This is a genomic window from Bradyrhizobium sp. A5 (assembly GCF_042076515.1).
GTDB lineage: Bacteria > Pseudomonadota > Alphaproteobacteria > Rhizobiales > Xanthobacteraceae > Bradyrhizobium > Bradyrhizobium cosmicum.
Genome location: NZ_CP148990.1, coordinates 3,094,944 through 3,120,361, shown reverse-complemented (window position 1 = coordinate 3,120,361; position 25,418 = coordinate 3,094,944). Strand labels below are relative to the sequence as shown.

Annotated in this window: 26 protein-coding genes; 6 read left to right on the top strand and 20 right to left on the bottom strand. The window is 64.7% G+C overall.

Going from position 1 to position 25,418, the window contains the following annotated elements; all coding sequences use genetic code 11:
- Positions 1 to 16: 16 nt before the first annotated feature.
- The 5 genes from WHZ77_RS14905 to WHZ77_RS14885 form a co-directional block, all read right to left on the bottom strand.
- The gene (locus tag WHZ77_RS14905) at positions 17 to 358 is read right to left on the bottom strand and encodes an integration host factor subunit alpha (RefSeq protein WP_375314306.1); all 342 of its coding nucleotides are present in this window, start codon (positions 356 to 358) and stop codon (positions 17 to 19) included.
- A gap of 134 nt (positions 359 to 492) precedes the next feature.
- Entirely contained in the window at positions 493 to 1,473 is a 981-nt protein-coding gene (locus WHZ77_RS14900; protein ID WP_375314305.1) for a beta-ketoacyl-ACP synthase III, read from the bottom strand.
- Positions 1,470 to 2,531, bottom strand: coding sequence for a phosphate acyltransferase PlsX (gene plsX / locus WHZ77_RS14895; RefSeq protein WP_375314304.1), 1,062 nt, complete (start codon positions 2,529 to 2,531; stop codon positions 1,470 to 1,472). The genes WHZ77_RS14900 and plsX overlap by 4 nt, the downstream gene beginning before the upstream one ends.
- Positions 2,532 to 2,831: 300 nt before the next feature.
- Entirely contained in the window at positions 2,832 to 3,401 is a 570-nt protein-coding gene (locus tag WHZ77_RS14890) for a DUF177 domain-containing protein (protein ID WP_375314303.1), read from the bottom strand.
- Positions 3,398 to 3,964 carry a ubiquinol-cytochrome C chaperone family protein gene (locus WHZ77_RS14885; RefSeq protein WP_375314302.1) on the bottom strand — a complete coding sequence of 189 codons (567 nt, stop codon included), beginning with the start codon at positions 3,962 to 3,964 and terminating at the stop codon, positions 3,398 to 3,400. Before WHZ77_RS14885 ends, WHZ77_RS14890 begins: the two co-directional genes overlap by 4 nt.
- Before the next feature lie 98 nt (positions 3,965 to 4,062).
- On the opposite strand from WHZ77_RS14885, the gene WHZ77_RS14880 reads away from it, so the two are divergent.
- On the top strand, positions 4,063 to 4,548 hold the full coding sequence (locus WHZ77_RS14880) for an outer membrane protein assembly factor BamE (RefSeq protein ID WP_375314301.1): 486 nt from the start codon (positions 4,063 to 4,065) through the stop codon (positions 4,546 to 4,548).
- Positions 4,549 to 4,665: 117 nt separating this feature from the next.
- Positions 4,666 to 5,691 (top strand): Bug family tripartite tricarboxylate transporter substrate binding protein, encoded by a 1,026-nt coding sequence (locus WHZ77_RS14875; RefSeq protein WP_375314300.1) that lies wholly within the window; start codon positions 4,666 to 4,668, stop codon positions 5,689 to 5,691.
- A gap of 212 nt (positions 5,692 to 5,903) precedes the next feature.
- Here the strand turns inward: WHZ77_RS14875 and WHZ77_RS14870 are convergent, their stop codons facing one another.
- The 12 genes from WHZ77_RS14870 to WHZ77_RS14815 all read right to left on the bottom strand — a co-directional run bounded on the left by WHZ77_RS14870 (position 5,904) and on the right by WHZ77_RS14815 (position 18,245).
- On the bottom strand, positions 5,904 to 8,024 hold the full coding sequence (locus WHZ77_RS14870; protein ID WP_375314299.1) for a sodium-translocating pyrophosphatase: 2,121 nt from the start codon (positions 8,022 to 8,024) through the stop codon (positions 5,904 to 5,906).
- A 272-nt stretch (positions 8,025 to 8,296) separates the two neighbouring features.
- Positions 8,297 to 8,905 (bottom strand): hypothetical protein, encoded by a 609-nt coding sequence (locus tag WHZ77_RS14865; protein ID WP_375314298.1) that lies wholly within the window; start codon positions 8,903 to 8,905, stop codon positions 8,297 to 8,299.
- A 126-nt stretch (positions 8,906 to 9,031) separates the two neighbouring features.
- The gene (gene thiL, locus WHZ77_RS14860; RefSeq protein WP_375314297.1) at positions 9,032 to 10,021 is read right to left on the bottom strand and encodes a thiamine-phosphate kinase; all 990 of its coding nucleotides are present in this window, start codon (positions 10,019 to 10,021) and stop codon (positions 9,032 to 9,034) included.
- 155 nt (positions 10,022 to 10,176) lie between these two features.
- Positions 10,177 to 10,674, bottom strand: coding sequence for a transcription antitermination factor NusB (gene nusB, locus WHZ77_RS14855; protein ID WP_015685684.1), 498 nt, complete (start codon positions 10,672 to 10,674; stop codon positions 10,177 to 10,179).
- 2 nt (positions 10,675 to 10,676) lie between these two features.
- Positions 10,677 to 11,168, bottom strand: a complete 492-nt coding sequence (gene ribH, locus WHZ77_RS14850) for a 6,7-dimethyl-8-ribityllumazine synthase (protein WP_375314296.1) — start codon at positions 11,166 to 11,168, stop codon at positions 10,677 to 10,679.
- A 111-nt stretch (positions 11,169 to 11,279) separates the two neighbouring features.
- A complete protein-coding gene (locus WHZ77_RS14845) occupies positions 11,280 to 11,888 on the bottom strand; it encodes a riboflavin synthase (RefSeq protein WP_375314727.1) in 609 nt (202 codons plus the stop codon).
- A gap of 1 nt (position 11,889) precedes the next feature.
- Positions 11,890 to 13,038 carry a bifunctional diaminohydroxyphosphoribosylaminopyrimidine deaminase/5-amino-6-(5-phosphoribosylamino)uracil reductase RibD gene (ribD, locus tag WHZ77_RS14840; RefSeq protein ID WP_375314295.1) on the bottom strand — a complete coding sequence of 383 codons (1,149 nt, stop codon included), beginning with the start codon at positions 13,036 to 13,038 and terminating at the stop codon, positions 11,890 to 11,892.
- Complete coding sequence (nrdR, locus tag WHZ77_RS14835) at positions 13,035 to 13,517, bottom strand: transcriptional regulator NrdR (RefSeq protein ID WP_007603426.1); 483 nt, start codon at positions 13,515 to 13,517, stop codon at positions 13,035 to 13,037. The genes ribD and nrdR overlap by 4 nt, the downstream gene beginning before the upstream one ends.
- 29 nt (positions 13,518 to 13,546) lie before the next feature.
- Entirely contained in the window at positions 13,547 to 14,845 is a 1,299-nt protein-coding gene (gene glyA, locus WHZ77_RS14830; protein ID WP_375314294.1) for a serine hydroxymethyltransferase, read from the bottom strand.
- A gap of 251 nt (positions 14,846 to 15,096) precedes the next feature.
- Positions 15,097 to 15,318 carry a hypothetical protein gene (locus WHZ77_RS14825; RefSeq protein ID WP_375314293.1) on the bottom strand — a complete coding sequence of 74 codons (222 nt, stop codon included), beginning with the start codon at positions 15,316 to 15,318 and terminating at the stop codon, positions 15,097 to 15,099.
- Between the two features lie 37 nt (positions 15,319 to 15,355).
- The gene (locus WHZ77_RS14820) at positions 15,356 to 15,592 is read right to left on the bottom strand and encodes a hypothetical protein (protein ID WP_375314292.1); all 237 of its coding nucleotides are present in this window, start codon (positions 15,590 to 15,592) and stop codon (positions 15,356 to 15,358) included.
- A gap of 103 nt (positions 15,593 to 15,695) precedes the next feature.
- Positions 15,696 to 18,245 (bottom strand): autotransporter domain-containing protein, encoded by a 2,550-nt coding sequence (locus WHZ77_RS14815; protein ID WP_375314291.1) that lies wholly within the window; start codon positions 18,243 to 18,245, stop codon positions 15,696 to 15,698.
- Positions 18,246 to 18,455: 210 nt separating this feature from the next.
- Between WHZ77_RS14815 and WHZ77_RS14810 the strand changes: the two genes are divergently transcribed.
- Positions 18,456 to 19,463 carry a helix-turn-helix domain-containing protein gene (locus WHZ77_RS14810; RefSeq protein ID WP_375314290.1) on the top strand — a complete coding sequence of 336 codons (1,008 nt, stop codon included), beginning with the start codon at positions 18,456 to 18,458 and terminating at the stop codon, positions 19,461 to 19,463.
- A 171-nt stretch (positions 19,464 to 19,634) separates the two neighbouring features.
- Here the strand turns inward: WHZ77_RS14810 and ldtR are convergent, their stop codons facing one another.
- Complete coding sequence (gene ldtR / locus WHZ77_RS14805; protein ID WP_007603420.1) at positions 19,635 to 20,153, bottom strand: transcriptional regulator LdtR; 519 nt, start codon at positions 20,151 to 20,153, stop codon at positions 19,635 to 19,637.
- A gap of 467 nt (positions 20,154 to 20,620) precedes the next feature.
- Entirely contained in the window at positions 20,621 to 21,124 is a 504-nt protein-coding gene (locus WHZ77_RS14800) for a DUF6163 family protein (RefSeq protein ID WP_375314289.1), read from the bottom strand.
- Between the two features lie 122 nt (positions 21,125 to 21,246).
- Between WHZ77_RS14800 and hemB the strand changes: the two genes are divergently transcribed.
- From hemB to WHZ77_RS14785, 3 genes are all read left to right on the top strand, one after another.
- A complete protein-coding gene (gene hemB / locus WHZ77_RS14795; protein ID WP_375314288.1) occupies positions 21,247 to 22,308 on the top strand; it encodes a porphobilinogen synthase in 1,062 nt (353 codons plus the stop codon).
- Positions 22,309 to 22,437: 129 nt separating this feature from the next.
- The gene (locus WHZ77_RS14790; RefSeq protein ID WP_375314287.1) at positions 22,438 to 22,986 is read left to right on the top strand and encodes an RDD family protein; all 549 of its coding nucleotides are present in this window, start codon (positions 22,438 to 22,440) and stop codon (positions 22,984 to 22,986) included.
- Positions 22,987 to 23,116: 130 nt separating this feature from the next.
- Positions 23,117 to 23,893 carry an arginyltransferase gene (locus WHZ77_RS14785; RefSeq protein ID WP_375314286.1) on the top strand — a complete coding sequence of 259 codons (777 nt, stop codon included), beginning with the start codon at positions 23,117 to 23,119 and terminating at the stop codon, positions 23,891 to 23,893.
- 5 nt (positions 23,894 to 23,898) lie between these two features.
- On the opposite strand, the gene WHZ77_RS14780 is transcribed toward WHZ77_RS14785, so the two are convergent.
- Positions 23,899 to 25,263, bottom strand: coding sequence for an Nramp family divalent metal transporter (locus WHZ77_RS14780; protein ID WP_375314285.1), 1,365 nt, complete (start codon positions 25,261 to 25,263; stop codon positions 23,899 to 23,901).
- Between the last annotated feature and the right edge of the window lie 155 nt (positions 25,264 to 25,418).

Genomic DNA, 25,418 nt, shown 5'->3' with positions numbered 1-25,418 from the left:
CTTCGCGCGAGGCGGCTTACGCCTCGGGTTGCGCCTTGTTGGCGTCGCCATTGGCCCGATGCTGGCCATTGATCCGTTGCTTCAGGATCGCCGACGGCTTGAACACCATCACTCGCCGCGGCGAGATCGGCACTTCGGTGCCGGTCTTCGGGTTACGGCCGATGCGCTGACCCTTCTTGCGCACCATAAAGGAGCCGAACGAGGACAATTTCACCGTCTCGCCCTTCTCGAGGCAGTCGGTGATCTCCTTCAGCACGAGTTCCACGAACGCAGACGATTCCGTCCGCGACAGCCCCACCTTCTGGTAGACGGCCTCGCAGAGATCAACACGCGTTACGGTTTTACTTTGATCAGTCATCGCCCTGCCCCACATCACGGCGAACAATTGTTGTCTGAAATTATGAGGTTACGATACGGCGGTCAACAGCGCTCATCAATGCAGACGCATCGATAATGGGCACTGATTCCGGCAAAATTCTATCGATTGTGGCTCTACCAGCGCACCAGAGCCGAACCCCAGGTGAAGCCGCCGCCCATGGCCTCCATCAGGACCGCGTCGCCACGCTTGATGCGGCCGTCCCTGCGCGCCACCGACAGGGCCAGCGGGATCGAGGCGGCCGAGGTGTTGCCGTGACGGTCTACCGTCAGCACCACCTTCTCGGGCGCGATGTGCAGCTTGTGGGCGGAGGCGTCGATGATTCGCTTGTTGGCCTGGTGCGGCACGAACCAGTCGATGCTGTCGGCATTGAGCCCGGTCGCCTCGAAGGCGTCGACGATCACGTCGGTGATCATGCCGACCGCATGCTTGAAAACCTCGCGGCCCTCCATGCGCAGATGGCCGACGGTCTGGGTCGAGGACGGCCCGCCGTCGACGAACAGCTTTGCCTTGTGGCGGCCGTCGGAGCGCAAATGCGTGGTGACGACGCCGCGGTCGGTCGCCGCATTGCCGGGCTGCTCCTGCGCCTCCAGCACGACCGCGCCGGCGCCGTCGCCGAACAGCACGCAGGTGCCGCGATCGTTCCAGTCGAGGATGCGCGAGAAGGTTTCCGCGCCGATCACCAGCGCGCGCTTGAAGGCGCCGGTGCGCAGGAAATTGTCGGCCGTGGCGAGCGCGAACACGAAGCCCGAGCACACCGCCTGAAGGTCGAACGCCGCGCCATGGTTGATGCCGAGCGCGTGCTGCACGGCGACCGCGGTCGCGGGGAACGTGTTGTCGGGCGTCGAGGTCGCCAGCACGATCAGGTCGATCGACTGCGCGTCGAGGCCGGCATCGGTGAGCGCGGCCTGCGCCGCCTTGATCGCTAAGTGCGAGGTGAACTCGCCCTCGGCCGCGATATGCCGCTCGCGGATGCCGGTGCGCTGCACGATCCACTCGTCGGACGTGTCGATGCGCGCCGCCAATTGGGCGTTGGTCACCACCTGCTCCGGCAAATAAGAGCCGCAGCCCAGCACGACCGAACGAATTTGAGTCACGAAACATCCTCCGGCGCGGGCTGCACGGAATTGAGTGCACCACCCTCGCGGTTGAGCATCTGATTGATCTTGTTCAGGAGATCGTAGTGGGCCATCTCATAGCCAACATCGATCGCATAGGCAAAGCCTTCGGCGCTGGTTCCGCCATGGCTCTTCACCACCAGTCCGTTCAGCCCCAGGAACACGCCGCCGTTGGACTTGTTCGGGTCCATCTTGTTGCGCAGGGCCTGGAAGGCGCTGCGGGCAAAGAGATAGCCGAGCTTCGACAGCCAGCTCCGCTGCATCTCGCTGCGGAGCAGTTCCGCCATCTGCCGCGCGGTGCCCTCGGCCGCCTTCAGGGCAATATTGCCGCTGAAGCCTTCGGTGACGATGACGTCGGCGAGCCCCTTGCCGATGCCGTCGCCCTCCACGAAGCCGATATAGTCGAGCTCCGGCAGATTTCTGGCCCGCAGGATCTCTCCGGCCTCGCGGATCTCCTCGTGGCCCTTGATCTCCTCGGTCCCGATATTGAGCAGGCCGACCGTGGGCCGCTTCTTGTCGAACAGCACGCTGGCTGTCGCGGCGCCCATCAGTGCGAGCGACACCAGATGGTGCGCGTCGCCGCCGATGGTCGCGCCGAGGTCGAGCACGACGGATTCGCCGCGCCTGGTCGGCCATATCCCCGTAATTGCCGGACGGTCGATGCCTTTCAGCGTGCGCAGATGAAATCGCGACATCGCCATCAGCGCGCCGGTATTGCCGGCGGACACCGCGACATCCGCCTCGCCCTGCTTCACCGCGTCGATGGCGAGCCACATCGAGGAGGTCCTGCGGCCGCGCCGCAGCGCCTGGCTCGGCTTGTCCGAGCCGCTGACGGCAACATCGGTATGGATGATCTTCGAAGCGGCCTTGAGCTGGGGATAGCGAGCAAGTTCGGGCTCGATTTTGGCGCGGTCCCCGACCAGCAGGAACTCGGTGTCGCGATGCCTGCCAAGCGAGATGGCAGCGCCTGGAATAACCACGGCGGCGCCGGCGTCGCCCCCCATGGCGTCAAGCGCAATGCGAACCTTGCTTGGCATAAAAGTCCTGGAAAACCTGATCTGGTGCGGTCTTGAACGAGCGAGGCCGCAGGATGGGTGCGCCATGGACATGGCGACCGGTCAGGCGCCACGCCGCGCCCCGACCGGGGCGCGACAATAGCGTTTTGCTATCCCGAAACAACCTCTTGCCCCCAGCCTTTTGCATGCGGGGCGATCTGCGGGCGCGGGCGCGATTTCAAGAGAAACATATCGAAATCAGATAGATAAGCCGCCCTTTCAAACCAGCGCCGCAAACGCCTCAATCCCCGTAGCAAAGCGGGCTTGGCGGGGAATGCCCAGCTATTTGCCCTTCTTCCTGTCCTGAAGCGCCTTCAGCGCCGCGAACGGATGGTCCTCCGGATCGAGGGCCGTCACTTCGGCCTCGAACACGACCCCCTCCTTGCGCGGATAGGGATCGACCGCCAGGAACAGCGCATCGGTGGCGATCCGGCCAAGGTCGATGATTCCATTGCGGATCGCTTCCGGCGGATCGATCACCTCCGGAGGCTCCGCGTCGTCCTCGCCTTCCTCGATAAGGTCGGCCATCCTCCGAACCTCGGCTTCGGGAGCGAACACCAGGTCCACCTTCTCGTCGATCTCGCTCTCGATCGGATCGAGGGTGACCACGCAGGTCTGGCCGATCCGGGCGCGGACGTGGCCCGTGACCTCGAATCGGCCGCCGCTCCTGGGCACGATGTCGAAGGCGGCCTCGGCGGAGAGGACCTCCCGCAGGCCGCCTGCCTCGGCTATGGCCTGGAGCTCGGCCGCCGATGCCTTGAGCTTGCGATGCAGGCCGGTGTCGGGGATCTGCACGACGCTGACGGGAGACCGCCAGGGATCGGGTACGGATTCGGCGTTCGGTCGGCTCATCGCGTGATGTCCTCAGTCAGCGCTGGGGGAAACCTGAAGGATGCGCCCAGTAGGGCGGCTTCGTCGGTCCGGCCAAGATCGGCCTCGGTGGCCCGGGCGTAGGCCGCAAGCTGCCGCGCCTGGTCCAGGCCATCCCCGTTCAAGATATTCCTGCAAATGGCCGACGCCAGCGCCTCGCTGCCGCTTTGCGCCGCCTGGTCGTAGGCCTGCATGCGGCCGTAAAAGGCCTCGCCGAAGGCCCTCATCCTTTTCGGCACAGTCTGGTCGCCCACCCCCATCTCGCGCAGATTGTCGTCCATATCCTCGCAGAAGCGGTCGAACAGCGCCTGCGACAGCTCGGTGGCGCCGCCATGGGTGCCACCTTGGGCCGTGCGCAGGCGGCGCAGCAGCAGCCAGAGATGGAGCAGCAACAGGTCGAAACGCCCGTTAACCGTATCCGGCACCCCCAAGTCACGGTAAAATATGGGTTCTCGCGCCTGCGTCACGATCATGCCATAGATGGCTTCAATGGTGCCGCGCGGGGCTTGCCGGGGTTTCCTGAAGTGATTGAACGGCCAAACCATTGTGGGTTCCGCAAGCGGGCGTGCGCGTGTTGCAATTGCAGCCTCCGCCCGGTACTTCAGCGCCTCGCGCGACGCAAGGGGACGGAATCAGTTCCGCTATGACGATAACGAACCAGACCAGCCGGCGCGCGGACAAGCTGCGCGGCTTTCAAGCACGCTGGCGCGGCCTGCGCCTGTTCGCGGCCATGGTGGTCGTCGGCGTTGCGCTCGCGGGCTGCACCGGCGAGCAGTTCCAGAAGGGTTACATCCTGCCGCCCGGCGCGCTGGAGCAGATTCCGATCGGCGCGAGCCAGGATCAGGTGCTGATCGTGATGGGCACGCCCTCCACGGTCGCAACCCTCGACGGTGAGGTGTTCTACTATATCTCGCAGCGCTCGGAGCGCATGGTCGCCTTCATGAACCAGAAGGTGGTCGACCAGCGCGTCATCGCCGTCTATTTCGACAAGAACCGTCGCGTGCGCCGGCTTGCCAATTACGGCCTCCAGGATGGCAAGATCTTCGACTTCATCAGCCGGACCACCGCGACGTCGGGCCAGGAGATGAGCTACCTCGCGCCGCTGTTCAAGCTGCTCAGCTTTAACTGAGCATTCAGCCTGCGGCGTCGTGCCGCCTCCAGCGCGGCACTTGTCGTCGTGTACGACTTGCCGTTGACCGTCGGGTTCCATACGCTCCCTGCAAAGCAAGAAGCAGGGAGTGGATTCGTGCCCAACAAACTACCCAAGAAACTCGAGAAGAAATTTCTGTCCCGCCGCCAGGTGCTCACCGGCGCCGCGGGCCTCTCGGTCGCTGCGATTCTGCCGCGATCGAGCCTGGCGGACTGGAAGCCGACCGAAACGGTCCGCATCATCGTGCCGGCTGCGGCCGGCGGCTCCACCGACGTCATGGGCCGGCTTCTCGCCGCGCATCTGCAAACCGCCTGGGGCCAGTCGGCTGTCGTGGAAAACCGCTCCGGCGGCGGCGGCACGATCGGCACCGCCGAAGTGGTCCGCGCCAAGCCGGATGGCCAGACCATCCTGGTCGGCAATCCCGGTCCGAACGCGATCGCCTACAGCATCTTCAAGAACCTCACCTACAAGCCGGACCAGCTCCAGCCGGTCTCCAACATGATCCGGATCCCGAACATCGTCTCGGCGCATCCGAAGACCGGCATCAAATCCATCGCCGAGCTGATCGCGTATCTGAAGGCCAATCCGGACAAGCTCAGCTACGCCTCCTCCGGCGTCGGCCAGAGCCCTCACCTCACCGGCGCCTGGTTCCTCCAGCTCACCGGGTTGAAGATGACGCACATCCCGTTCCGCGGCGCCGGTCCCGCGCTCCAGGCCGCGCTCGCGGGCGACATCCAGATCCTGTTCGACAATCTCTATCCGAGCCTGCCGCAGGTGCAGAACGGCACCCTCACCGGCCTCTGCGTCACGACGCCCGAGCGCAGCGACCTCGCGAAGGATTTGCCGACCATGCGCGAGAGCGCGCCGGAGTTGGCCAATTTCGACGTGTCGTCCTGGTTCTCGGTGTTCCTGCCGAAGGGTGTGCAGCCAGCCGTGCTCGAGGCGCTCAACCTTCAGGTCAAGGCGATGCTGGAGCGCGACGACATCAAGAAGAATATCGCCGCCATGGGGGCCCGCGCCGACTACAGCACACCGGAGCAGTTCTCCGCCTTCGTGGACGCCGAGACGAAGAAGTTCGCCGGCATCATCCAGAAGGAAGGGCTGCAGATGGATGTGCAGTAGCCACCACTTCCGTCATTACGAGCGACTTGTCCGCCATAGCTCGAAGCGCGACGGCGGAAGCGAAGCAATCCAGAATCTCTCCACGGAAACACCCTGGATTGCTTCGTCACAAGAGCTTTTCGCAATGACGCGGTGAGAGACTTCCGCACCAAAACAAATCAAAAACCCCGCGGCTCACGCCGCGGGGTTTTGTCTTTGGTCGTCGGCGCCGCTCAATGCGCCAGGATCGCCAGCAGCAGCAGGGCCACGATGTTGGTGATCTTGATCATCGGGTTCACCGCAGGTCCCGCCGTGTCCTTGTAGGGATCGCCGACGGTGTCGCCGGTGACGGCGGATTTGTGGGCGTCACTGCCCTTGCCGCCGTAATGGCCGTCCTCGATGTACTTCTTGGCGTTGTCCCAGGCGCCGCCGCCCGACGTCATCGAGATCGCGACGAACAGGCCCGTCACGATCACGCCGAGCAGCATCGCGCCGACAGCGGAGAACGCCGCCGACTTGCCGGCCGCGCCGCCGCCCGCGATGACATAGATCAGGAAGTAGACGACGATCGGCGACAGCACCGGCAGCAGCGAGGGGATGATCATCTCCTTGATCGCTGCCTTGGTCAGCAGGTCGACCGCCCGGCCGTAGTCGGGCTTGTCGGTACCCTGCATGATGCCCGGCTTCTCGCGGAACTGCCGGCGCACCTCCTCGACGATCGCGCTCGCGGCGCGACCAACCGCTGTCATGCCCATCGCGCCGAACAGGTACGGCAGCAAGCCACCGAACAGCAGGCCCACGACCACGTAGGGATTGTTCAGCGAGAAGTCCGGATTCACGCCCTTGAAGTAGACGTGGTTTGCGGAGTCCGCGATGAAGAACTTCAGGTCCTGATTATAGGCGGCAAACAGCACGAGGGCACCGAGACCGGCCGAGCCGATCGCGTAACCCTTTGTCACCGCCTTGGTGGTGTTGCCGACCGCGTCGAGCGCGTCGGTCGATTTGCGCACCTCCTTCGGCAGGCCCGCCATCTCGGCAATGCCGCCGGCATTGTCGGTGACAGGGCCGAAGGCATCGAGCGCGACGATCATGCCGGCCAGCGCGAGCATGGTGGCGGTCGCGATCGCGATGCCGAACAGGCCGGCAAGGCTGTAGGTGACCAGGATGCCGGCGATGATGACGAGCGCGGGCAACGCGGTCGCCTCCATCGAGATGGCCAGACCCTGGATCACGTTGGTGCCGTGGCCGGTCACCGACGCCGCCGCGATCGACTTCACCGGCCGATAGTCGGTGCCGGTGTAGTACTCGGTGATCCAGATGATCAGCGCGGTGACGACGAGACCGACGATGCCGCACTCGAGCAGCGCCATGCCGGTATAGTCGACACCGTCGAGCTTGCCGAAACCGATCAGGGCGTAGATCACGCCGGCGATGCCGACCAGTGAGAGAACGCCGGTGGCAATCAGGCCCTTGTAGAGCGCACCCATGATCGACTGGCTCGGCCCCAGCTTGACGAAGAAGGTGCCGATGATCGAGGTGATGATGCAGATGCCGCCGATCGCAAGCGGCAGCGTCATCATGCTCATGAGGATCGGCGTCTTGGCGAAGAAGATCGCCGCGAGCACCATGGTGGCGACCGCGGTCACCGCATAGGTCTCGAACAGATCGGCGGCCATGCCAGCGCAGTCGCCGACATTGTCACCGACGTTGTCGGCGATGGTGGCCGGGTTGCGCGGATCGTCCTCCGGGATGCCGGCCTCGACCTTGCCGACGAGGTCGCCGCCGACATCCGCACCCTTGGTGAAGATGCCGCCGCCGAGACGGGCGAAGATCGAGATCAGCGAGGCGCCGAAGCCGAGCGCCACAAGGGCGTCGACCACGACACGGCTATCGGGCGCAAGCTTCAGCGAGTGCACCAGGAAGCCGAAATAGAGCGTCACGCCGAGCAGAGCGAGACCCGCCACCAGCATGCCGGTGATGGCGCCTGCCTTGAAGGCAAGCTCGAGGCCGCCGGCGAGCGAGGTGATCGCCGCCTGGGCGGTCCGCACATTGGCGCGGACCGAGACGTTCATGCCGATGAAGCCAGCCGCCCCCGACAGGATGGCGCCGATGGCAAAACCGATCGCGACATAAAGACCGAGGAAATAGGCGAGCAGCACGAAGATGACGATGCCGACGATACCGATCGTTGTGTACTGGCGCCGGAGATACGCCTGTGCGCCTTCGCGCACCGCTGCCGCGATCTCCTGCATGCGCGGCGACCCCGCGTCCGCACTCAACACCGAAGACGTCGCCCAGATCGCGTAGACGACGGAAAGCACTCCGCAGAGCACTATCAACCATAATGCTGTCATGTGATTTTCTGCCTCAGATCCTTGATGTGTCCCCGGCGCCTTTTGTTGTCCGTCTTGCGGTGCGGCGCCTTGATTTTGAACAACCCCGCCTCTTGCCCTAAAGAGGTGGCGTTAGTCGGCCACAAGCTTGCCAAAATCGCATTGAGGGTGCAACGCCGGAAGCGGCCGAAAAGGCGATCTCGGCAGGTATTTAGGTCGTAGACGCCCGCTCAGCGGAAATGTCTCCAGACGCCTCTCCGACGCACCGATGAGCGCCAGTCCCTGCCTCGGCCTCAGGCCGCGGACCTGACGGGATGACGGGAGGTCGATGCCATTTCCAGGGTCTGCCCCTCGGCTGTCGAGCGCCGGTTGAATATCTTGACGTCGTAGACGCCGCCACTGGGGCCGGTCTCCAGCGTTACCGAAATGACCTGCTCGGGTTTGAGGATCCCGATCGTCACATCCTGGTCGGGCAGAATGAGCGTCGCCTGCTCATTGACCAGCACCACCACAAGATGGCCCTTCATCATGTTGGTCTTGGCCAACCCGCGCAGCTGGCCGTGATAAGGCTCCCGGGTCCAGGCCGACGGCAGGCCGGGATCAACCACGACATGGATGTTATTGGTATCGGGGTGCAAGGTGAGCACCATCTTCGACTGCTCGGGCTTCCATTGCATCGACATCGACGGACTGGTCTTCCAGAGACAATTGAACGCCGCGCACTCGTTCGGCAGCTTGTCGTGGATCGTGCAGCCCCGGCCGGGCTTGCAATGCGAGCACCACTTGCCGGCGGCCTTGCCGAGCTCGACCACATTGTAGACCTTGCAACAGAGCGTGCAGCTTCCGCACTCCCTCCCGGGGGCAGCCTGTGCCTCGCTCGCACTCGAAATGGCCGCCGTCATCGAATCAAACCCATTGGCTGCTTGTGCATCGATGGCGCTGGTACATCGGCTTGCTTACGCCGGGGTTGCGACAACCGGCGATCGGGCAAGGCTGAAGGACGGATGGGATTCGAGGCGGACTTGAATTCAGAAGTGGCTGTAGGACAGGCGCGTCAGGGCCAGTTCATGGCCGTGCCCGTCGAGAAAGCGCGGCCGCTCATCGCCCGCGACGATCGTGCCGATCGCCGTGACGGCCACGCCTGCCGCCCGCCCTGCGGCAATCAGCGCATCGCTTTGCACCGGCGGCACCGCGCACAGCATCTCGTAATCGTCGCCCCCGGCAAGCAGCGTCTCAACGCAAACGACGTCGCGCGCGATCAGCCCGGCGGCCGCGGCTGACAGGGGCACGCTCGCCACGTCGACCGTGGCCGAGACACCGGACGCCGCACAGAGCTTGGTCAGATCGCCGGCGAGCCCGTCGGAGACATCCATCGCGGCCGAGGCATGCTCGCGTACGGCCTGCGTCAGAACGTTGCGGGGCTGCGGAACACGATAGCGCGAGACCAGTACCTCTCTTGCGGCGGGATCGGACGCGAGCGCCGCCGCCGCCGCGCCGCCGGTGAGCACGTCAAGACCAAGCGCCGCATCACCGATCGTTCCCGTAACCAGGATGCGGTCGCCGGGCCTCGCACCGGTGCGGCCGACCATCCGCCCCTTCGGGACGCGGCCGAAAGCCGTGATCGAGATCATTTGCGGTCCCGGCGTCGACACCGTGTCGCCGCCAAGCAGCGGACAGGCGAAGGTTCTGGTATCCTCGCCGAGGGCATCCGCGAACGGCCTGAGCCAGGCGTCTTCCTTGCTGCGCAGCGCCAGTGTCAGGACGAAGCCGGCGGGGACCGCGCCCTTGGCGGCGAGATCGGACAGGTTCACCCGCAGCGCCTTGCGCGCGATGGTGTCGGGCGGGTCGGTGGCAAGATAGTGCACGCCCTCGACGATGGCGTCGGTGGTGACCACGATGTCGTCGCCGGACGAAGACAGGACCGCGGCATCATCGACAAGCCCGAACGCGCCGGGATCGGTCGCCAGCGGCTTGAAATAGCGCGCGATGAGGGAGTCTTCGGCGGAGACCTGTGTCACGATAGTGGACCCGTCATCCTGAGGTGCGAGCTCTTGCGAGCCTCGAAGGATGCACGGCCGAGGTCCAACCTCGGCGGCACGCCGCCGCCCTTCGAGGCCTCCGCTTCGCTCCGGCACCTCAGGGTGACGGCTACGGCGGACGTTATCGTCTCAACTTACCCCCGCCCGAACTCGTCGCCGCGAAACTGGCGGCCGATCTGGTCGAGCACCGCATTGACCATGCCGGTCTCCTCGCGGTCGACGAAGGCGTTGGCGACATCGACATATTCGGAGACGACGACACGGCCCGGCACGTCCTTGCGGTGCTGCAGTTCATAGGCCCCTGCCCGCAGTACCGCGCGCAGGATCGCCTCGATCCGCTTCAGCGGCCAGCCCTGCGACAGCGCCTCGTCGATCAGGGGATCGAGCTTCTTCTGGTCGCGCACGACGCCAGAGACGACATCACGGAAGAAGGCGGCCTCCGCCGGCAGATAGGTGTCGCCCTCGACCTCATTGCCGAGCCAGTGGCTCTCGAACTCTGCGAAGATGTCGTTGATGCCGGCGCCGGCGATGTCCATCTGGTACAGCGCCTGGACGGCCGCGAGCCGCGCCGCACCGCGCCGGTTCGCTTTCTTCTCGGTGCCAGCCGGCGGCTTTTTGCTGTTATCGGCCATGATTAAGCCCGCGCCAGCCGGCGCTTGATGCGTAGCATCGCGATCGCCGCGCGCGCGGCATCGCCGCCCTTGTTGAGCTCGCTGGCGCGCGCCCGCGCCCAGGCCTGGTCTTCATTGTTGACGGTGAGGATGCCGTTGCCGAGCGGCAGCTTGCGCGAAACTGCAAGATCCATCAGCGCACGGGAGGACTCCTGCGAGACGATCTCGAAATGAATGGTGTCGCCGCGGATGACGCAGCCGAGTGCGATCGCCGCGTCATAGGGCTTGCCGTTGGCGGCAGCCGCATCGACGGCGATGGCGATCGCCGCCGGAATCTCCAGCGCACCGGGAACCGTGATGACGTCATGGGTCAGCCCGGCCGCCTTCAGCTCCGCCACCGCGCCGTCGAGCAGCGCGTCCTGGAGATCGTCGTAGAACCGCGCCTCGACAATCAGCGCGCGCGCGCCGGAAATGTCGGTCTGGTCCTTCAGGGGTGCGCGCCGCGCGTCTGCCATGGTCAACCTATTCTGTCATTGCCGGGCTTGACCCGGCAATCCATCGGGCAAGTACCTCTTAAGAGGATGGATGCGCGGGTCAAGCCCGCGCATGACGAACTTTAGCCGCCGTCACTTCATTTCCGTCAGGCGCGCCGCGTAGCGGGCCATCAAATCGACCTCGATATTGACCTCGGCTCCGGCCTTCCAGCCGCCGATCGTCGTGACCATCAGCGTGTGCGGGATGATCAGCACCGAAAACGTCGCGTCTTTCACCGTATTCACCGTGAGCGAGACGCCGTCGAGCGTGATCGAGCCCTTGATGGCGATGAACCGTGCCAGATCCCGCGTGGTCGAGAGCTCGAACCGCGCCATGTCAGGCAGGTCCTCGCGGCTGACGAGTGTGGCGATACCGTCGGCATGGCCGGCGACGATGTGGCCGCCGAGTTCATCACCGATCTTCAGCGCGCGCTCGAGATTGAGCTTCGTGCCGAGCTTCCAGTGCTTTGCCGTCGTCAGCGCCAGCGTCTCGGCCGCGGCATCGACGTCGAACCAGGTTCTGCCGCCCTCGACGCCGGAGGCAACCACCGTGAGGCAGACGCCGTTGCATGCGATCGAGGCGCCGTCGGCAATGGTGGTCTGATCATAGCGGCAGGCGATGCGCAGCCGGTGCAGCTGGCCTTGCGCCGTTGGCGTGAAGCCGATGATCTCGCCGATGTCGGTGACAATGCCGGTGAACATGTTAGGCGCGCTCATAGATGCTGAGAGTATCCTTGTCGAATGTCTCGCTAGCATGAACCTTGTAGGCCTGCGACTGCGTGATTTTCGACAGGGGCAATGCATCGAGCGCATCTATTCCGCCGGGCCCAACCGCTTCCGCTCCGCGGAACAGCCAGATTTCGTCGACGAGGTCGGCCGCTATGAACGATGCGGCAACCCGGCTGCCGCCCTCGACCATCAGCCGCGTGATTCCCTTCCCGGCGAGGGCATGCAGCACAGATGGAAGATCGAGCCCGGAATCGCTCCCGTGCGGTATGCGGATGATCTGCGCGCCGGCAGCGCCAAGGCGGGTCGCGGCGGCGGCTTCGGCGAGTTCGGAGCTGACGACCCAGAGCGGCGTCTCGCGCGCAGAACGGACCAGCTGGCTCGTGGCCGGGATGCGCAGATTCTGGTCGAGCACGATACGCACCGGAGAACGCGCTTCCATGCCCGGCAGGCGGCAGTTGAGCTGCGGATCATCCGCCAGCACCGTCCCGATGCCGACCAGGATGGCATCGCTCTGCGCACGGAGCAGATGCACGCGATCGCGCACCGCCTCGCCGGTGATCGCGAGCGGCTTGCCGCCGGCCGCGCCGATCTTGCCGTCGGGCGAGACCGCGAGCTTCAGGATCACATGCGGGCGGTGGTCGCGGATGCGACGAAAATGCCCGGAATGGTCGAAGGCCGCCTCCGCCGCGCACAGACCGACGTCCACATTGATGCCGGCGGCGCGCAAGCGCGCGTGGCCCTGGCCCGCCACTTCCGGATTGGGATCCTCGATCGCCGCGACCACGCGCTTGATGCCGGCTGCGATCACCGCATCGGCGCAGGGCGGCGACTTGCCGAAATGCGAACACGGCTCGAGCGTGACGTAGAGCGTGGCGCCGCGCGCCGCTTCGCCGGCCCGCTGCAAGGCTTCAGGCTCGCCATGCGGCCGCCCGCCCGGCTGGGTCCAGCCGCGGCCGACGATGATTCCGTCTTTCACGACGACCGCGCCGACGGCCGGATTGGGCCAGGTCCGCCCCTGCCCGCGCCGGCCGAGCGCAAGGGCCAGCTCCATGAAACGGCGATCGGCGTCCTTGGCCTCACGGGCCTTCTGCGCGAACTGATCCTCCAGGATGCGGAAGATCATTTGCGGATCGCAGCGAGCCGCGCTTCCTCCTCACCGGAGAGCTCGCCGAGCACGTCGGCGAAATCCTTGGCCTCGCGGAAATTGCGATAGACGGAGGCGAAGCGCACATAGGCGACGTCGTCCAGCGTGCGCAGATGCTCCATCACGGTCTCGCCGATCACCTCGGAGGAGATTTCGGCCTCGCCACCGGTCTCGAGCTCGCGCACGATGGTGGAGACCATTTTCTCCACCCGCTCCGGCTCGACCTGCCGCTTGCGCAGGGAGATCGACACCGAGCGCATCAGCTTGTCGCGGTCGAACGGCACGCGGCGGCCGTTACGCTTGATCACCGTGAGCTCGCGCAATTGCACGCGCTCGAAGGTGGTGAAGCGGAAATTGCAGGCGACGCACACGCGCCGCCTGCGGATGACGGAAGAGTCCTCGGTCGGACGCGAGTCCTTCACCTGCGTATCGAGACTGTTGCAGTTCGGGCAGCGCATCCCTTGTACCTTAACCGGTTTTCTTGGCCTTACTGATAGATCGGGAACCGGTCGGTGAGCGCCTTGACCCGTTCCTTGATCGCGGCCTCGACCAGCGGCGCCTTACCGTCGTCGGACTGTGCGATCGCGTTGAGGACCTCGGCGATCATGCCGCCGACCTGCTGGAATTCGGCGACGCCGAAACCGCGGGTTGTCGCCGCCGGCGTGCCGAGCCGAATACCGGAGGTGACGAACGGCGACTGGGGATCGAACGGAATGCCGTTCTTGTTGCAGGTGATGGCGGCGCGAACGAGCGCCTTCTCCGAGACGTTGCCCTTTAGCGCCTTCGGCCTGAGGTCAACCAGCATCAAATGGTTGTCGGTGCCGCCCGAGACAATATCGAAGCCGTGGCTCTTCAGCGTCTCGGCCAGCGCCTTGGCGTTCTCGACGACGTTCTTGGCATAGACCTTGAAGTCCGGACGCAGCGCCTCGCCGAAGGCGACCGCCTTCGCCGCGATCACATGCATCAGCGGGCCGCCCTGCAGGCCCGGGAAGATCGCCGAGTTGAACTTCTTGGTCAGCGCCTCGTCATTCCACAGCATCAGGCCGCCGCGCGGGCCGCGCAGCGATTTGTGCGTCGTCGTGGTGGTGATGTGGGCATGCGGCACCGGCGAAGCATGCACGCCGCCGGCGACGAGGCCCGCGAAATGCGCCATGTCGACCAGCAGGTAAGCGCCGACGCTGTCGGCGATCTCGCGAAAACGCTTGAAATCCCAGGGACGCGAATAGGCTGAGCCGCCGGCGACGATCAGCTTCGGCTTGACCTCTTCGGCCTGCTTGGCGACCGCGTCCATGTCGATGATCTGGTCCTCGCGGCGCACGGTGTAGTGCGCGGCCTTGAACCACTTGCCGCTCATATTGACGGGCGAGCCGTGGGTGAGATGGCCGCCGGCCGCAAGATCGAGGCCCATGAAGGTATCGCCGGGCTGGAGCAGCGCCAGGAATACCGCCTGGTTCATCTGGCTGCCGGAGTTCGGCTGCACGTTGGCGAAGCCGGCGCCGAACAGCTTCTTGGCGCGATCGATCGCGAGGTTCTCGGCGACGTCGACCCACTCACAACCGCCGTAATAGCGCGCGCCCGGATAACCCTCTGCGTATTTGTTGGTCATCACCGAACCCTGCGCTTCCAGCACGGCACGGCTGACGATGTTCTCGGAGGCGATCAGCTCGACCTCATGGCGCTGCCGGCCGAGTTCGCCCTTGATCGCGGCGGCGATTTCCGGGTCGGCCTGGTCGAGTGGGGCGGTGAAAAACGAGTCGGGCGCGGAGGCGGTTTTGGCGAGGGTCATCTTGCGAATATCTCCACCGCCGCAGCCTCTTGGCGGGCTACGACGGGTCTGGTGTGGCGATCGGAAGCGGCGAGCGCGATCTACCACATTGCCCGCAACAGGCCAAGTAGTTGCGGGTCGGGTCTGATATTTATGCAAGATATGGTGGGATGGAAGAACGGTTCTCTGAAACCGCCCCATTCCGAAGAGCCCAAAGGGTCCGGTTTAGACCCTAAGGGCCGTGCGCGCCGGGCCAGTAATGGCCGGGTGCCCTACAGCCCAGTGTACCCCGCCTTCACAGGATCGACGCTGCCGTCGAGCTGACGCAGATAGGTCAGGCCGCAGACCGTCAACCTGTGGGTGTCTTTTTCGCCCGCTTCAATCAAGGTATTGAGATAATTCGTCACCTTGGTTCGCGCCTCTGCGTTCGCCGCTGAGGTGCGGTTGGCGAGCAGGTCATAGGTCTGCATGATGCGGTCGATGGCAGCTTCCATGGCACCCTCTATTTCGCTGGAATTCTGGGAGTTTCGATCAGGCAACCGCGCGGGCCCCGGACTGGGCCTCGAACCGGGCAATCGCCTTGTTCGCGAGCCTGATCTTGTTGAGTTCGCCATGCTGGAGCAGCTTGACGATGATCTCGAGCAGCCGCTCATTGGTGACGAGCGTGTCGGGGATCGCGCCGGAGCGGCGGAGGTAATTCGCGGCAATGGCGTAGGAATCGCTCACGAGCTCGACGTTCATAGCCTGCAACCCGCGTTCGACCAGCATCGCATCCTCCGATCCGGAGAGATAACCGCGAGGCAGGGAACTGGTTCCGCCGTCGATCGACTTTTTCGCAGGCGCGAACCGCTGACGCGAACGCCGGTCGGCGCTACCAGCTCACGCGGGCGCCACCCTTGCCCGCATAGGTGCGCGACACATCGTTGGTGTAGGTCGCCTCGCCTTGCGCAAACAGCGTGACCGGACCCATTTGCCAGTCGACGCCCGCACTGCTGTAGACGCCGGCGACACTGCTGCGCTCGGACGTCGCCGCCACGAAGGTCTGGCCCAGCAGCACGACATTCGCCAGGCCCCCGGCGCTGCGCTGCTGCGCGAGGGCCCCGGCCGAGACGCGCGCGGTCACGCGGTCTCCCTTGGCAAGCAGCCTGGTGTTGGCGAGCGTCAGTTCGGCTCGCTCCTCCCAGGCCTGGAAGTCGCGGCCGGCAACGCTCACATTGGCGTCGCCCGCGCCGGTTTCCGTGTAGCCGCCGAAATGCGCAGCCACGTAGCGCAGCTTCACCGCCGGCGTGATGGTGAGGCCGCGCCCGTCGACGTCGAGCCGGCGCCCGAACATCAGCGCCGGATTGACGAACCAGCCGCCATAGGAGGCCGTGGCGGTCGCAGGGGCGAGACCCCCTCCGATATTGCGTACGCTGGTGTTGTCGAGATTGCCGCCGATCACGGAGAGATCGAGGAACGTGCCGCCCCAGCTCTTGCGGCCATAGGCGCCGCCGAACACGGTGTCGGTGCCGGTCGCGCCAGCGTTGAAATGAAGATTGGTCGTGTTGGTGCTGCCGCCCGCCAGCACGCCGAGCCTGAGGTCGGTCCCGACCAGCCGTTCGTAGCCGACCGCGCCGCCATAGCCGGTCGTGATTCCGCCGATCAGAGCCCCGCTATCGTCCTGCTGGCGCTGGCCGCCGAACGCCTTGGCCCAGACCGCATGTCCCTCGCCATAGGCTGCGCTCGCCGCCTTGAAGACAGGTGCCTGGGCATATCCTAATGCCTGGGACGGAAAACTGGCGAAGGCATCGAACGGAGACGAGGCCGCTTGGGTTGCGGCAAACGCATTGGCGGCGCCCGTGACAGGCGCGAAAACCGGCGCATCGGGCAGGACCGAGCCGATCCAGCCTGTGATGTCCATGATGGCGCGGTTCTGGGCGCCGAAGCTGGAGAGATCGGCGACGATGATCTGGTTCGGCGTCACCACGTAAGGGTTGCCGGCGGTGGTCACGGTCGAGAGGGTCTTGTCGAAATTGGCGGTGTTCAGGATCCAGTTGCCGGGGCCGAAAGTGACCTTGTCCGCGCCCCCCGTGAAGTCGACCACCCCGCCAAAGCGCGCGCCGGGCAGCACGGTGAGGCTGTCGGACTGCGCGGGGGTCGTCGCGCCGAACCGGATGGCGGTACCGCCTTCGCCGATGATCGTGCCGGAATTGACGACGGTGCCGTTCGCGCCCACGAAAATGCCGATGCCGGAAACCCCTGTCCCGACGATCGCGCCGGAATTGGTCACGCTGGCGCTGGCGTTGAAAGCGCGGATGCCCGCGCCGCTACCGGTGATGAATCCGGAGTTGGCCACGACGGCATCGCCGAATGCGGAGATTCCCGCGCCGTGATCGCCGACCATCGTCCCCGAATTCACCACCGTGGCGCTTTGGGATGCGATAACCGCCTCCCAATAGCCCCGCATCAATCCGGAATTGGTGACGGTGACCTTCGTGGCGCTGACCACCGCGCCATCAACGGCGATGATGGTCCCGGAATTCGTCACCTTCGCAACCGTGCCGGAAATGGCCGGGCCGAACCCATTGTCGAGGATGGCCCCTGAATTTGTCACGTCGATCGTGCCGCTGGAAGAAGGCCCCACCGACGTCGACGTGATGATCCCCGAATTGATCAGCGTCAGGGTCGTTTGCGCATAAATGACGCTGCCGAAAGTATCGGTCATCGCGATCGTGCCCGAATTGACCACCGTTGCGCTGCCGTTCGCCGCATAGATGGCGTCGTTCGCCGAACTGATCGAGCCGGAATTGATGACGCTGATGTCGGCAAGGGCATAGACGCCGTGCAGATTGCCGATGATGCTGCCCGAATTGATGACCGTGCTCGAGCCGGTGGCAAAGACGCCGTCGAAGCCCGCGCCCGTGATCGTCCCGGAATTCACGACGCTGATGTTGCGGCCGCTGACGCCATCGCTAAAGGTGCCGGAGATGGTCCCAAAATTCGTCACGACCCCGTCAAGGCCCACGTCGACTCCGACATAGCCGCTGATCGTGCCGAAATTGGTCACGTTCGCGCTGGTCGCGCCGAAGACACCGCGGTCGTTGATCCCCGTGATCGTGCCCGAGTTCACGACCGTCCCGGTGTTGAACCTGATGCCGTAGCTCGTCCCGGTCACGGACGCCCCCTGGACGACGGTGACCGCGAGATTATCGTTCGCGGCAGAGCCGTAACCGTTCGTGCCGTTCTGATCCGTCGTCACCCCGGTGCAGCTCGCCGAGACATTGCTGCCGGCAGCGGGAGTGCACGCCGCCTGAGCCGGCGTCGAGAGCAACGGCATGGCGCCAAAAGCCGCGGCAGCCATGACGAAGAAGCGGACCGGATACGGCGCGAAAGCGCGCAAGGGGAGACCGAAAACCGTTCGCGACAAATCGGACGTGGGCATTGCAAAGGCCTGAAGAGTCAAATCACTTGCGACCAATAGGTTGTCAGCACGTCATCTTACAATGGATTCGGCGTCTGCGAAGCGCGGCAGATTGAATTTGAATTCAGCGGTCAAGTGTCGCGGTCCCGGAAGTCAAAATTGTCTTCGGCAGGCCCACGGCGCCGTTCTACAATCGGCTTCGCAAGACGTTTGGGAATTTTCAGGCAGAGCATGTTCACCCCCATTCCGGTGCTGCATTTCGACACCGGCAATTTTCCCGAGGCCGACCGATTCGACATTTGGCGCTCCGGCATCGCCACGCATGAAGTGACCCGCCTAGAGGCCGGCGCACCGTTCGGAGCCGCCGTGGATGCCTGGACCCTCGGCGACATGGTCGTGACCCATTCCCGGATCGGTCCGGTCAGGATGGCGCGGACCGCCGAGATGGCCAGGGCCGACCGCCTCGACATGATCCAGGTGGTCTTCATCAAGGACGGCACGGTGACGTTCACCACCGACGACGAGCCCTCCCCGCGCACGATGCGGCAAGGCGAGCTGGCCGCCTTCGACACGCGCCGTGCGCTGTTGACCGACGGGACGGCGCTGGATTGCATCACCTGCACCATCGCGCGGCGCGCCTTCCAGCGTGCCGGATATGATCCATCCACCCATGGTCAGATCATCGACGGCGCATGGGCCCGCCTCGTCGCGGACTTTCTGTTGTCGTTTGTGCAGCAGCTCGAGGAAATGAGCGTCCGTGACGCGGCTAGCCTGTCGGCGGCCTTGGTCGGCCTGCTCACGACGACGCTGAGCGCCAGGCCGGCCAGCGGCGATACCGCGCCCGGCAGGTCGGTAACCACCCTCCGCGAGAGGGCAGAAATCTATATCGATCAACAACTCGGTTCGGACAAGCTCGACATCGTGTCCATGAGCCGGGATCTTGCGACCTCAAAGTCAAATCTCTACCGGGCCTTTGCCGGCGGGGGAGGCGTGACGACCTACATCCGGAGACGACGGTTGGAGACGATTCACGCCCGCTTGAACGCCGGCAAGTCGCTCTCGATCGGCGACGTTGCTCGCCAATACGGATTCACCAGCGCCGCGCATTTCAGTCGTGCATTCCGTAAGCAGTTCGGCTTCAGCCCGCGCCACACGCGTCTTGCCGGGATCGCTCGGCCCCCTGTCGAGGTCACCGACGAAGTCTCGATGTTCCGCCATTGGGAGGAGAAACTGCGCTGAAGGCGTAGGGCTGATGGAAGCAAGGACGCATCGCCGCAGGCCGTTTGTCCGAACGCAGGCAACGCACCGGTCCGGGCTATGCCGGGCCGGCGCGCTGGGGGAAGGTAGGCACGCTCGGGAGGGCTGCCGGTCTTGTTATGGGCCGGCTTGGCCTTGATCCCTTCGAAAAGCTCAGAGGCGATACAGGATCTGGTCGGTCCAGAACCGCTCGAGGCGGTGCAGCGACTTGTTGAGGGTCGAGAACTCCTCGCCGGAGATGCCGCCGACCTGTTCAACGGTCTTGACGTGCTTCTGGTAGAGCGAGTCGACGATACGGCGGACTTCCTGGCCCTGCGGTGTCAGGCGGATGCGCACCGAGCGGCGATCGACGCGCGAGCGCTGATGATCGAGGAAGCCGAGCTCGACGAGCTTCTTCAGATTGTAGGAGACGTTGGAGCCGAGATAGTAACCGCGCGTGCGCAGTTCACCCGCGGTCAGCTCCTTGTCGCCGATGTTATAGAGCAGGAGCGCCTGCACTGAATTGATGTCGGCGCGACCACGACGATCGAACTCGTCCTTGATGACGTCGAGGAGCCGGCGATGCAGCCGCTCCACCAGAGTCAAAGCTTCCAGATAGAGCGTCTGCACCGAGCCCTGCTGGCCGGAGACGCGTTCTGCGGTATCTGCCGCAGTTGCGACGGCTTTCATCATGACACTTCCCCTGTTGTCGTTTTTATCGACACTTATTCGACGAAACTTGTGTCCCGTCTGATAGGTGCAACTTAAGGGGGCCGTTTGAAGATCGGCTTAAATAAGAGAATAAAGAGATCATGAATTTAAGACAGTGAATTGCGGATTAAGCCTGTGCCACAAGGGCTTTTCGCAACCGTCTGTTGACCCTCGCAAGGTCCTGTTCACCCTCCGTCCGCCCCGGTTGTCGCATTCCAGAACAGCCCCGCCCCGTTTCGAAACGCGCGCGTAACAGCTGTGGCGGAACGGGCTGGTTAGCGAAAAGTTACGGCAAATTTTACGCAACCAACGGTCAACCAAGTCGCCACAACTCCACTCTCGTGTCCCGGACGAGCGCAGCGAAGAACCGGGACCCAGGGCCCAAAAACGAGATCACGCCGCAAACGCGGCGCGCTGCATTGCGTCCGGGGCACGAGAGAGTTTGCTTGCTATGGCGGCCGTTCGCGCGCGGCCATCCAGGCGAGCGCGAGATAGGCGGCGAGCATGAACGCTTCGACGCCGACCACGATCAGGCTGCCACCGTAGATGCCCGGGAACATCAGCTCGATCACCGCCATCGATACCACGGTCGTCAGCCACACCACCGCGCCCCAGGGCGTCGCCAGCCACAGGCCGACCGCGGCGACGAGCTCGATCACGGCGAAGTAGATGGTCGAGGCCTGCCAGGCCATCGACTGGTTCTCGAACGCCTCGTCCTCGCCGCCGACGAAGCCGGTCACCTGGGCCCAATGATAGAGGCCCTTCAGGATCGAGAGCAGCGCCATCACCCGCAGGAACAGCACCAGCCGGCGCGTCCAGACATTGTCGTCGGACTCCTGGCGCTCCGACGAGATCGCCGCCACCGACATGGCGTTTTCCCGGGCATTGTCTCTGGCGGCGTCCCTGGCATTGGCGCCGTCACGGGCCGCGTCGCGGGTGGAGATCTCGGACATGGCCCCTTCTGGCTGGTTCGCCCCGCAAAATCAATCGGCTGCCATCCCTTGCGGCAGGTCAAGCCGCGGTGACGGGAACCATGCGAGCTGGTATAAGAATAATTCCAGCCGGAGGAAGAGTGATGGCGATCAAATACGGACGTCCGATCGAATTGCGCGAGGTTTCGCGCGGGACCGGCGTGGGAGCCTCCCCTGCCCTCAATCTGACCGTCCGGCCGCGCCGCAACCGCAAGGCCGAATGGGCGCGGCGCATGGTGCGTGAGAACGTGCTCACCACCGACGATCTGATCTGGCCGCTGTTCCTGATCGACGGCAACAACAAGCGCGAGCAGATCGCCTCGATGCCGGGCGTCGACCGCCTCAGCGTCGACCAGGCCGTGCGCGAGGCCGAGCGCGCCATGAAGCTCACCATTCCCTGCATCGCGCTGTTTCCCTACACCGACCCGTCCCTGCGCGACGAGGAAGGCTCGGAAGCGACCAATCCGAACAATTTGGTTTGCCAGGCCGTGCGCGCGATCAAGAAGGAGTTTCCGGAGATCGGCGTCCTCTGCGACGTCGCGCTCGATCCCTTTACCAGCCATGGCCATGATGGCCTGATCACCGACGGCAAGATTTTGAACGACGAGACGGTCGCGGTGCTGGTGCGTCAGGCGCTGGTGCAGGCCGAGGCCGGTTGCGACATCATCGCGCCCTCCGACATGATGGACGGCCGCGTCGCCGCGATCCGCGAAGGCCTCGACAGCACCGGTCAGCTCGACGTGCAGATCATGGCCTATGCGGCCAAATACGCCTCCGCCTTCTACGGCCCGTTCCGCGACGCCATCGGCTCGGCCAAGACGCTCACCGGCGACAAGCGCACCTACCAGATGGACAGCGCCAATACCGACGAAGCCCTGCGCGAGGTCGAGCTCGACATTGCCGAGGGCGCCGACATGGTGATGGTGAAGCCGGGCATGCCCTATCTCGACGTGGTCCGCCGCGTGAAGGACACGTTTGCCATGCCGACCTTCGCCTACCAGGTGTCCGGCGAATACGCAATGATCGCGGCTGCCGCGGGCAACGGCTGGCTCGACGGCGAGCGCGCGATGATGGAAAGCCTGCTCGCCTTCAAGCGCGCCGGCGCCGACGGCGTGCTCAGCTATTTCGCGCCGAAGGCGGCGGAGAAGCTGCGGGCGCAGGGGTAAGGCCTGCGCGGTCTGCCACCGCCGCGGAATCGCCGGAATATTTCGGCTAGCTAACCCCGGCGCGCCCTTGGCACGGGGATGGCTTGTTCCCATGTCCTGCCACGGGAGTTTTCCCTGGGAGGACGGACCATGTCGTATTCGGACTCGGGCAATTCAGGCAATGCCTGGCGCAATGACGGCGGGGTGCAGCCGCACGCTTATGATCCCTATCTGCATCCGGAGCTGTTCCGCGGCGTCGCGACGCGGCGGGTGTTCGCCTTCCTGGTCGACATGGTCGTGATCTCCGTGCCGGTGATCCTCGGATACCTCTTCATCGCCCTGTTCGGGGTGGTCACACTCGGCATCGGCTGGGCGCTGTTCTGGCTGGCCTGGCCGGCGTCCGTGATCTGGGCCATCGTCTATTACGGCGCCTGCATCGGCGGTCCGTCGTCGGCGACGATCGGCATGCGCCTGATGGACCTCGAATTACGCACCTGGTACGGCGCTCCGGGCTATTTCGTGCTCGGCGCCACCCACGCCGTGCTGTTCTGGGTGACGGTCTCGTTCCTGTCGCCCTTCGTGGTGCTGGTCGGCCTGTTCAATGGTCGCCGGCGCCTGCTGCACGATTTCGTGCTGGGAACGGTCATCGTCAACAATTCGGTCCGGGCGCCCGTGTCTCAGGCGGCAAGGACCTATTGAGAAGCTGGTGATCAAGGACCTATCAACCAGGACCCGCTAAGCTGACTGATCTGATCTGCCGAGCGGACCAATTGACCAGGGGCTTTCGTAGCGCGATGCTGACACCCACTTCGGAGGCCCACGACGTCCCTTGACCCAGCACTCGCGCGATACCCCACAATTTTACCTTACGGCGCCATCGCCCTGCCCGTATTTGCCGGGCCGGCATGAGCGCAAGGTGTTTACGCACCTGGTGGGCGAGCGCGCGGGCGACCTCAACGACCTCCTGACCCATGGCGGCTTCCGCCGCAGCCAGTCGATCGCCTACCGGCCCGCTTGCGACCAGTGTCGCGCCTGCGTCTCGGTCCGGGTAGTCGCCAACGAATTCCGCGCGTCCCGCAGCTTCCGCAAGGTAATGGCGCGCAACGCCGACATCATCGGCGAGCAGCGCAGCGCTGTGCCGACCTCCGAGCAATATTCGGTGTTCCGCGCCTATCTCGACTCCCGTCACCGCCACGGCGGCATGGCCGACATGACCGTGCTCGACTACGCCATGATGGTCGAGGACAGCCATGTCGAGACCCGCATCATCGAGTATCGCAAGCGCGGCCCCGACAGCGGCGTCACCGGCCGCGGCGAGCAGCTGATCGCGGTGGCGCTGACCGACGTGCTCAGCGACGGCCTGTCGATGGTGTATTCTTTCTTCGAGCCGGGCCAGGTCAGCCGCTCGATGGGCACCTTCATGATCCTCGACCACATCGCCCGGGCGCGGCGTCAGGGCCTTCCTTACGTCTATCTCGGCTACTGGATCGAGGGCTCCAAGAAGATGGACTACAAGGCCCGCTTCCTGCCGCAACAGCGCCTCGCGCCCTCAGGCTGGCTGCGCATCGACGCGCAGGGCGATGCGTCGTCCGAGCCGCAGGATTAGATCGTTCACCCGAACAACGTATCCACCAGCAGCTTCAAATTCAGGACCACGATGATGCCCGCGACGATCCACGCGATCGCGGCGACCCACGTGGGAATCGCGAACTGGCCCATCTTGCGGCGGTCGGAGACGAAGCGCACCAGCGGGATGACGGCGAAGGGCAGCTGCATCGATAGCACGACCTGGCTGAACACGAGCAAATCGGCCGTGCCGCGCTCGCCATAGATCGCGGTGACGACGATCACCGGAATGATGGCGATGCCGCGCGTCAGCAGGCGGCGCGCCCAGCTCGGCAGGCGCAAATCGAGAAAGCCCTCCATCACGATCTGGCCGGCGAGCGTCGCCGTTACCGTCGAGTTGAGGCCGGAGGCGAGCAGCGCAATCGCAAAGAGCGTCGAGGCGATGCCGAGCCCGAGTAGCGGCGAGAGCAGCTCGAACGCCTGGCCGATCTCGGCGACGTCGGAATGCCCGCTCTTGTGGAAGGTGGCGGCGGCGACCACGAGGATCGCGGCGTTGATGAACAGCGCCAGCATCAAGGCGATGGTCGAGTCCGTCGTCGCCCATTTGATCGCCTCGCGCCGGCCGGTGTCGTTGCGCTCATAGGCACGCGTCTGCACGATCGAGGAGTGAAGATAGAGATTATGCGGCATCACGGTCGCGCCGATGATGCCAATCGCGATGTAGAGCATCTCCGGATTGGTGAAGATCTCGGTCTTCGGCATGAAGCCGCGCAGGACCTCAGCGACCGGCGGCGCCGCGGCCACGATCTGGACCGCGAAGCAGACCGCGATCACGGCGAGCAGCGCCATCACGAAGGCTTCGAGGAAACGAAAGCCACGGTTCATCAGGAGCAGCAGCAGGAAGGCATCCAGCGCGGCGATCAGCGCGCCCCCGATCAGGGGAATGCCGAATAGCAGTTTCAGCGCGATCGCGGTGCCGATGACTTCGGCGAGATCGCAGGCGATGATCGCCGCCTCGCAGGCGAGCCAGAGCAGGAAGTTCGTGGCCGGCGAATACGTCGCGCGGCAGGCCTGCGCGAGATCGCGGTCGGTGACGATGCCGAGCCGCGCCGCCAGCGACTGCAGCAGGATCGCCATCAAATTCGAGAGCAGGATGACCGAGAGCAGCGTGTAGCCGAACTTCGAGCCGCCGGCGAGGTCGGTCGCCCAGTTGCCGGGGTCCATGTAGCCGACCGACACCAGATAGCCCGGCCCAACGAAGGCGAGCAACCGGCGCCACCACACGCCCGCAATCGGAATTGCGACCGAGCCGTTCACCTCGGCAAGGCTCTTGGTGGTCGGCGCATCCGTGCGCCAGCCGGCCGCATCTCGGGGGAGGTTTTGGGTCAAATCGGGCGATCTAGCATCCATGAGGGAAGAATACCGAAGTCAAACTTTATTGCAACTCATTTGCAACTGCATCTAGCCGCGCAGGTTCCCCTCGCGATCGTTATTCGCCGCCTTGTCGGGAAGCGGGTGGGTTGCTGCGGTCCGTGGCGGATAATGGCGCCCATCCGACTTTGCAG

Excerpts from the sequence above, each read along its gene's own strand:
- WHZ77_RS14815 (WP_375314291.1), bottom strand. The coding sequence starts at position 18,245 with ATGCCCACGTCCGATTTGTCGCGAACGGTTTTCGGTCTCCCCTTGCGC.
- WHZ77_RS14890 (WP_375314303.1), bottom strand. The coding sequence starts at position 3,401 with ATGAGCCGACCGAACGCCGAATCCGTACCCGATCCCTGGCGGTCTCCC.
- WHZ77_RS14800 (WP_375314289.1), bottom strand. The coding sequence starts at position 21,124 with ATGTCCGAGATCTCCACCCGCGACGCGGCCCGTGACGGCGCCAATGCC.
- WHZ77_RS14825 (WP_375314293.1), bottom strand. The coding sequence starts at position 15,318 with ATGGAAGCTGCCATCGACCGCATCATGCAGACCTATGACCTGCTCGCC.
- nrdR (WP_007603426.1), bottom strand. The coding sequence starts at position 13,517 with ATGCGCTGCCCGAACTGCAACAGTCTCGATACGCAGGTGAAGGACTCG.
- WHZ77_RS14865 (WP_375314298.1), bottom strand. The coding sequence starts at position 8,905 with ATGACGGCGGCCATTTCGAGTGCGAGCGAGGCACAGGCTGCCCCCGGG.
- ribH (WP_375314296.1), bottom strand. The coding sequence starts at position 11,168 with ATGGCAGACGCGCGGCGCGCACCCCTGAAGGACCAGACCGACATTTCC.
- WHZ77_RS14885 (WP_375314302.1), bottom strand. The coding sequence starts at position 3,964 with ATGGTTTGGCCGTTCAATCACTTCAGGAAACCCCGGCAAGCCCCGCGC.
- ribD (WP_375314295.1), bottom strand. The coding sequence starts at position 13,038 with ATGATCTTCCGCATCCTGGAGGATCAGTTCGCGCAGAAGGCCCGTGAG.
- WHZ77_RS14810 (WP_375314290.1), top strand. The coding sequence starts at position 18,456 with ATGTTCACCCCCATTCCGGTGCTGCATTTCGACACCGGCAATTTTCCC.
- nusB (WP_015685684.1), bottom strand. The coding sequence starts at position 10,674 with ATGGCCGATAACAGCAAAAAGCCGCCGGCTGGCACCGAGAAGAAAGCG.
- WHZ77_RS14880 (WP_375314301.1), top strand. The coding sequence starts at position 4,063 with ATGACGATAACGAACCAGACCAGCCGGCGCGCGGACAAGCTGCGCGGC.
- hemB (WP_375314288.1), top strand. The coding sequence starts at position 21,247 with ATGGCGATCAAATACGGACGTCCGATCGAATTGCGCGAGGTTTCGCGC.
- WHZ77_RS14870 (WP_375314299.1), bottom strand. The coding sequence starts at position 8,024 with ATGACAGCATTATGGTTGATAGTGCTCTGCGGAGTGCTTTCCGTCGTC.
- WHZ77_RS14790 (WP_375314287.1), top strand. The coding sequence starts at position 22,438 with ATGTCGTATTCGGACTCGGGCAATTCAGGCAATGCCTGGCGCAATGAC.
- WHZ77_RS14845 (WP_375314727.1), bottom strand. The coding sequence starts at position 11,888 with ATGTTCACCGGCATTGTCACCGACATCGGCGAGATCATCGGCTTCACG.
- WHZ77_RS14905 (WP_375314306.1), bottom strand. The coding sequence starts at position 358 with ATGACTGATCAAAGTAAAACCGTAACGCGTGTTGATCTCTGCGAGGCC.
- WHZ77_RS14780 (WP_375314285.1), bottom strand. The coding sequence starts at position 25,263 with ATGGATGCTAGATCGCCCGATTTGACCCAAAACCTCCCCCGAGATGCG.
- glyA (WP_375314294.1), bottom strand. The coding sequence starts at position 14,845 with ATGACCCTCGCCAAAACCGCCTCCGCGCCCGACTCGTTTTTCACCGCC.
- WHZ77_RS14820 (WP_375314292.1), bottom strand. The coding sequence starts at position 15,592 with ATGCTGGTCGAACGCGGGTTGCAGGCTATGAACGTCGAGCTCGTGAGC.
- ldtR (WP_007603420.1), bottom strand. The coding sequence starts at position 20,153 with ATGATGAAAGCCGTCGCAACTGCGGCAGATACCGCAGAACGCGTCTCC.
- plsX (WP_375314304.1), bottom strand. The coding sequence starts at position 2,531 with ATGCCAAGCAAGGTTCGCATTGCGCTTGACGCCATGGGGGGCGACGCC.